This window comes from Capnocytophaga sp. CM59, from assembly GCF_000293175.1.
Taxonomy (GTDB): domain Bacteria; phylum Bacteroidota; class Bacteroidia; order Flavobacteriales; family Flavobacteriaceae; genus Capnocytophaga; species Capnocytophaga granulosa.
Genome location: NZ_ALNN01000041.1, coordinates 1 through 8,216, shown reverse-complemented (window position 1 = coordinate 8,216; position 8,216 = coordinate 1). Strand labels below are relative to the sequence as shown.

The window sequence follows — 8,216 nt, the reverse complement described above, 5'->3', positions numbered from 1 at the left end:
GGCGAAGATTACGGTAACTATACCTAAGACGGATGCAATGACCGCTAGGGTAGAGTTCACCAACACTTGGTCAAATAACAAGTGTAACGAATCGCTTTACAAGTTCACAGTAGTGGGCGGAAGGCGAAATTACAGATATTTAATATATAAGATAAACGGCGAATATGCGAAGCGTTCATATAATGGAGTATTATTGGATTTGATACCAGATAGTGAGTATTCAGCGCCAGTAGTGCCATCGAATGCGGCGAATGATCCGCCAGACAAGTTTGATGCTTGGATAGAGGTACCACAAGAAGGCAAGTATGTATTCTTGATAAAAGACCAGGATGATAGGGTAGCCTTGACCAATGAAGTAATGGTGGGTCAGACCTCTAAGTTTGCGGTAGAGGTAGAAGCTACAGCACTTACTTGTGCTACACAGAATGCAGGAAAGATCACCGCTAAGTTCTTGGATCCTACGGCACCAGATCCAAAGATCCAACTCTTCAAGTATAAGACAGACGGCACAGAGGATTCCTCTTGGGCTGTACAGACCAATGCAGCAGGAGAGTTCAACCACTTAGCGGCAGGCAAGTATAGAGTAGAGTTGAGTTATCTACATACAGGAGCGGGCAACATACGTTGTGTAGTGAAGCGCGATGTAGAGGTAACCTCACCAGATCCTATAGAAGCATCTATAGGTATAGTCAAGGATAACAGCTGTACCAACAACGGCAAGTTCTTGGTGAAGGTCAACTGGGTTAGAGGCGGTAGGCCAGGCTATAGCTTTATGTCTACCTCAGGTTCAGGAGGATATGCTACAGATAGGGAGTTCTATGTGGATGGAGGTAGTGAGGCCGACCCAGAGATTTTGGTATATGTAAAAGATGCCAATGGCTGTATAGCCGAGTTCAAGGTAATGGCCAAGAAGGCTTTAGTGAAACCTACGCTTACGGCTACGCCAGTAACGTATGACTGTGGAGGTAATGGAAGCTTTACAGTAACCCCAACCACACCATCGGGCAAGACCTATACCTATGAGTATAGTTTGGATGGGGGTGCACGTCAGACCCCTAATGCGGGAGATGGCATCAGTTATACAGGCTTAGTAGGCAAGGCGACCCCATATGTTGTACGCGCCTATTACAAGGAGCCAAGTACACACCCTATCAATGAGTTGTACAATGCCACTTTTGGAGACATAGAGCGCGTAGATGATTTAGCAGCGGGAGAAGGAGCCCCTACGGGAATTACTTCAGCCAAAGCTACAGAAATCTTGACATCAGGCACATATTTGCTAACCAAGCAGTTGCCAAGTAGTGCGGTATACCGCAGTGAGACGGGAACAGGTCGTTATTATGCGATTCATGCAGGAGCGGGCAACACCATATTATATGATAAGCAGATAGATAATGTAGTGAAGTTGCGTACGATGACCGTTAAGTTCAAGTACATCAACTTAGGCAAGAACCACTTATCGGCCTATAGTGTACCGCTTAAGGTAACTTTGGAGGTAGAGAATCCATCGGGTGGCGGCTCTTCACGCTTTAGCAAGACCTTACCAGCGGCCACGCAAGCAGAAGGCTGGAAGGAAGGCGAGGTAACTTTTGATGAGCTTATAGGCTTCAATCAGAAGACGAAGGTACGCTTGATAATAGAGTCGATGGTCAGCAATGCGGTAATGGGCTTTGATAACATCAAGGTTACGCAGCCTACGGAGACATGCCAAGAAGGCGAGCCGATCTCAGTACAAGTAGTACCGAATCGAGGCTTCTCGGCTGTGGTAACGCAGGTAGAGCCACCGAAGTGTCATGCAGGCAAGGGTAAGATCTATGTGAAGCTAAACAATATGAAGGCAGGCAACACATACACCTACCAGCTTTCAGGCGGAGCCTTTACCCCTACAGCGGTAGTGGGAACCGATAAGTTAGAGATAGAAGCTCCGGTAGGAGTACATACGTTGAACATACGTATGGTAGATACCGATGGCACTTATTGTCAGGTAGCCACAGATGGGGCAACGATAGTGGATATACCACAAATGGAGATAGAAGACCTTACGATCAATCCTAAGGGCTGTGTGGCACCTTATCTTACAGCGGGAGCTATAGTGAAGGTAATCCACGGCCAATCACCATACACCTTGCAGGGGAAGAGACCATCGGATGCCGACTTTGTAGATATTACTACAGCAGACTGGACAGGCAATGTAGGAGATATTACAGGCTTAGATGACAACATGAGTTACCTCTTCAGGGTAAAAGACGCTAATGGCTGTTTGAGTCCAGTGGTATCACGTTATGTGCCAGCTAAGATAGAAGTAACAGCTACGGCCAATGGAACGTTGTGCTTGACACCAAGTGGAACAGGAACGATCTTGGTAGAAGTCTTGACAGGAAATGGCGGCTATGAGTTTGAGATAGACGGCAATGGCAATTGGGTAAGTGATCCGGCCAACCCGACAGAATATGAGTTTGATGGCTTGGCACCTAGGGCGACCCCTTATACCATAAATGTAAGAGACCGCTTAGGCTGTTCTTTGGCCACCCCTATACCGATCAGCATTAACGATGCCTTGGAAGTAGGATTGACATCAGATAACCAATACAACTGTGATTCGAATGCAGAGGAACATATAGAGCTCAAAGTACAGGGTGGAGAGAAGATCTCAGGCGGCTATAGGGTAGAGTGGAAGCGAGGCGGACAGGCCTCAGATCCATCGGGCTATAACCCAACAACGGACAATGACGGCGGCAATGTAGTCTTTGGTGCGCCTAATGTAGGAACGGTTATCACCTATGGAGTTACGATAAAGACACCAGGGGTATATCACTTCCGTATCACCGATGCCAAGGGCTGTGAGCAGCTCACCTCAGAGGAGGTAGTGGCAGAGCAACCAGCCTTTATAGCCTCACCAGGGCTTGCTGGTAGTGAGATCAACTGTGCCGGCTCATCAGATGGGGTAATAGGCGTGTTCAACGGCTCTGTATACCTACCTATAGAAACCGCTATAGATAGAACCAAAGGGGTAGCTCCTTATACGATAACAATCTATAAGCAAAACGGAAGCAACTGGGATGATACCCATAATACCAACGGACAAGGTTTGGCAGCGGGTACCTACCGAGTAGAGCTTAAGGATGCTAAGAACTGTTCAACATATGTAGATGTAAATATTATTGAGAAGCCAGCACCAACGCTTACAGTTTCGGATAAGAAAGATGTACGTTGTGAGACATCAGGCAGTAAGTTAGGGGAAGTAAGACTTACCTTTAGCAATAGTTTGTCAAGTGACTATCGTTTGGGCTTGTATACAAGTTTGGATGCCAATGGCAATCCAGTAGGATTAGCACGGATGTATCCAGGCGGCAGTAGTACAGCAGCCAAGGAAGACTTCCCTAATCAGACATCTGGCACCTTCCTCTTTGAGAACCTCTTTGAGGGAGACTATTATCCAGCGGTGGTGAACCTCAGCACCGGATGTGCGGTAGTGGGAACACAGATCCGTATAGATGGTACGACCTTGAAGGTGAAATATGCAGGACAAACTACGGTAGACTGTAATACGGATAGGATAAAGTTAGAGATCAGAGAAGATGGAACGGCTATAGATGAGAACCAATTGCAGGTAGCCATTTATGATGCCAGCTTGGCACATGGAGCGCAGCACTGGGTACCGACAGCCTCTTATGTAGTAACAGGAACAGGTACTAATAAGAGAGTAACGGTAGAGATCGATGTACAGGCGGGTATAGATTATCAGATAGCCACCAAGTACAAAGGCTGTACTGCTGTTAGGAAAGCTGAGAGCCAGCCAGTATTGGCTCCTCCAATTACGCAGAACCGCAAGCCAAATCTCTGTGGAGCGAATGTGAATTTGGATTACACAGTAACAGGCTTGACAGGAGCAACAGGTGTAGATTGGGAACTCTATCCATACCCATTGGATATAGCTCATTTACCACTTTCAGGTAGCTTGGATAGTGGAAGTGCTACAGTGATTGCAGGCAAGGCACGTATCCAGCATGCAGTTACAGGCCTACAAGATGGTTTGCGCTATGTACTTGTGGTAAAACACAACAGTGCGCACCCAACTAAGGCAAACTGTATTATAGGCAGCAAGGACTTTACGGTAAGCAAATCAGCACAGCCATTGGCTATGGTAGATGTAGAGCTTATCAAGAACTCCTCATGCAATACGCCAGCCAATCCGAACTATTCGGCTCAGGTGAGAATCAAAGTGAAGGATGGTCAACCACCATACCGCTATACGATTACCACAGATCCTAATGAGCCAGTAGATCACTGGGCAGAGGCCGAGGTGGTAACCACCAATAGCCGAGAGTTAGTCTTGGATAAGACCTTTGAAACAACGGATAAGAAGATTACGGTAGTAACCCCATCACCTCCAGGTCAGCAGACATGGTATGTACATGTAAGAGATGCGAATGATTGCTATGTAAGCCAACCGGTGGATATCAAAGAAGACAAGACACCACACATAGACAGTGTAGCGATAGAGAACTTGTGTGTACCAGGCACTGAATATACAGTAAAGGTGACTATGAGTCAGATAGGTAGAGGTCAGCATTATTACACCTTCAAGAAAGCAGGAGGGGTAGAATCGGCCAAACAGCCTATGCCAATAGTGGAAGAAAGTCCAGGAGTGTATGTAGGACATATCTTTAAGGTATATGCAGATACAGATCCGAGAGAGATTAGGGTTTATGACCAAAATGTATGTCCATCAGACAATACAGCCAACTTGACATTCTCAGGTAAGCCATCGTTTGCCTTAGAGGTAACCAAGCCAATTACCTGTCGTGCAGGAGCGGCGGGAGATGGAGAGATCAAGGTGAACAATATAGACCATACAGATCCATCACATAACTATATCTACCGACTCTTAAGAGAGACAACCTCAGGAGATGTAGTAGCGTTGAATGATACCCCTATGGCTGCAGGAACCACCACCCTTACCGTTCCAGTGAGTCAGGCAGGTAAGTATAGGTTTGAGATAGTAGATTTGGACTTCCCAGACTGTCCATTCTCAGGTACGGTAACGGTAAGAGAAAAGGTATTACCGATACTGACCTTGCAGAACTATGCAGATTCTAAGTGTTTCAATCCGAATGTAGAATTGGGCGAAGTAAATGGCGGCGGAATGGCAACGTTCTTGGCCTCACCACAAACGCAGACACCGATGAAGTTTACAGTAACGGGTGCCCGCTATGCCGATGATAACACAACAGTGCCTTTGGATGCGACTTCTATGACGCCTTATAGAGGTGTTACAGCCAGCAATGGTAAGATAACAATAGATTCATCAGGACGTAAGATCACAGTTAAGGGACTTTACGGACATGTACGTGGGGTGATCTACACTATAGAAGTAGAGGGTCAGAACGAATGTAAGGCCACTACGGAAGTGACCATCTATGGAGTGAAGGAGATTAAGGCAGATATGGATCAGTCAGAGGTTACACAGTTCAAGTGTAGTGCAGACCAAGAGATGGTAGCCAAGCTTAAGTTGCCAATTACGGCCATAACAGGAGGTAGTGGTGTATATCGCTTTACCTTACTTAAGGGAAGTACACCAGTGACGGGTAATATAGACCTCTTGACCCCTGAGTTTAGCATAGATGACCAGACGGGAGGCGCCTACACCTTACGTGTAGAAGATGCACAATACACCTGTGCGGTGAGAGACTTTCCTTTCCCAGCAGGTAAAGAGATAGATCCGTTTGTGAAAGTGAAGAATGTAACGGCTACCGAGGCGCAGGATATCACATGTAATGCAGGAGAAAAGGTAACGGTAACAGCTACTTTAGATCCAGTACCGACCAAGGATGTACGCATTAGTTTGTCCTTGAGGAATGCCGCCAATGGTTCTCATCAGAGCCAGATAGTAACGGCAACGGCAAGTACAGCAAGTGTAAGCCATACCTTTGACAATGTGCCCATGGGTAACTACGCTGTAGTGGCTACCAATGAAGAGACCGGTTGTGTGGTCTATGGAGAGTCCTATAAGGTACAAGATCCCAATACTTTCTCCTTGACAGCGACCTTGGAAAAACCAGTGAAGTGTTATGGAGACAATAATGGAGAGATCACCTTTACTTTAGCCGACTTAGATTTGAGCAATAGTGGAGGCGTAGATCAGGCAGCTCAAGGCTTTGATGTAACGATCAAGGGTATCACGGATCCTTCTTATAACCAAACGGTAAATGCACCTGTGGGACAGACCACAGTAAGGTTCACAGCATTGCCATATGGAGCCTATACGGCGGAAGCCAAATCCACAAGTACAGGCTGTGTAACGAAGATACCGGCGAACTTTACAATTCGCCAGGCAGACCAGCCGATAGCGGTAGCCGCAAAGCTCAAGGTACCAGATGATTGTAGTGCTACCGGTAGTGGAGAAATCTCGGTAGAGGTAGTAGGAGGGGTAGCCCCATATAAGATTACTATCACAGGAGATAATGGCCATACCCAAACGGCAGAAGAGGTGTATAATCGTTGGCTCTTTACAGCAGTGCCAGGGGCGAATGCACCAGGGGCCAGCTTTGATATACGAGTGGAAGACACCTGGGGTTGTGATAAGACCTTTACCCAAGTGGTCAAAGATGTAGTCAAACCCGATCCGATAGACTATGATCCTCCGGTGATCCCGATGGTATCATGTAAGGGAGTGGAAGACGCTTATATCAAGATAGAGAATGCACGAGGGGGAGCTTATGATGACCCAACGGCAGCACAACCTAAGACCACTTACTATTACGAGTTGTACCACTCCGAAAGAGGCGCGATACGTCCGTTGCAGGTAAGCAATGAGTTCTTTGACTTGCCAGCAGGTAACTATACCTTGGTAGTGAGAGACCGTTGGAACTGTACCAAGGAACAACAATTTACCATAGCCAACCCACCAGAGATAAAGGTAACTAAGGTAGATGCATCTGCTTTGGTATGCTACGGAGAATTAGGACATGTGAAGGTAAATGTAACAGGAGGAACGCCAACAGGAACACCATCAGAGCTTGTCTATACCTTAGACTTGGTGGATATAGATAAGGATGCGGTAGTGAAGACCTATCCTGATGTAAGAGCCAGTATGTTACCATATACGATCAATGGCTTGACCCCAGGGGTGAACTATCGAGTAAGAGCCACTGATGGCAAGCAATGTCCAGGAGCCTCTGATAAGTTTGTCTTGACAGCAGCGCCTAACTTGGAAGTAAGAGCCAGCTATGAGGATAGTTGTACGGATAATGCATATGATGGCAATGTGGTCATTACCTTTGATGATGCTACGGTGGATTACAGCAAGATGCAGTACTCCTTTGATGGAGGTACCAGCCGTTATGCCTTTGCTACAGGTTCAGGACAGGGTGCAGAGGTGAGAATCAATCGCAACCATGTGAGTGTGAAACCATCGTCCTTGCCACAGACCATTAAGCTTTACTATAGTGATGCGGCCACCACTTGTGAGGGAGAGACCAATCCTGTGATAATTCCACTGGTAGAGAAACTTAGCTTGATACAAGATCCTTCTACTGTTCCAGGACTCAATGAGCTTAGACTCTTAGGAAAGAACGGGGTGCCAGATTATGTGTTCTACTTCAATGGAGTACATAAGGGCAATGAAGGTACTTATATCGTAAGGGTACAAGATCCAGATGGGGTAGATCCGAGCGACAATAAGCTCAAGAAGCGAATAGAAGCGAAGGTCGAAGACAGCAAGGGCTGTACGGCTCAGGAGGTGTTCTATGTAGATTATGTAGATATAGACATACCACGCTTCTTCACACCAAATGGAGATGGAGAGAACGATACTTGGTCGCCACGCAATACGCAACAGTATCCAAATATCCTCACTCAGATCTATGACCGTTATGGTCGCTTGCTCAAGGAACTCTCTCGAGCAGAGACATGGGATGGTACTTATAATGGTAAGGCCTTACCAACGGGCGACTACTGGTATATCATCACCTTGGGTGAAGAAGACGACTCACGAGAGTTTAAAGGACACTTTACACTATTTAGATAGTTCAATGGTTAATTGTTAGTGATTAGTAGTGATTAGTTGTTAGTGATTAGTGGTTAGAGATGAGTATCTAACCACTAGCCACTAGCCACAGACTACTAACCACTAACGGCTAACCACTAACTACTGACCACTGACAACTAAAAGAAATAAAAAAGGAATAATGAAAAAACTAGCGTTATACATATGT

1 protein-coding gene is annotated in these 8,216 nt (G+C 46.3%); it reads left to right on the top strand.

From position 1 onward, the window contains the following. Positions 1-193 precede the first annotated feature (193 nt). Positions 194-8,029 carry a T9SS type B sorting domain-containing protein gene (locus HMPREF1154_RS09605; RefSeq protein WP_232211992.1) on the top strand — a complete coding sequence of 2,612 codons (7,836 nt, stop codon included), beginning with the start codon at positions 194-196 and terminating at the stop codon, positions 8,027-8,029. Positions 8,030-8,216: the final 187 nt, after the last annotated feature.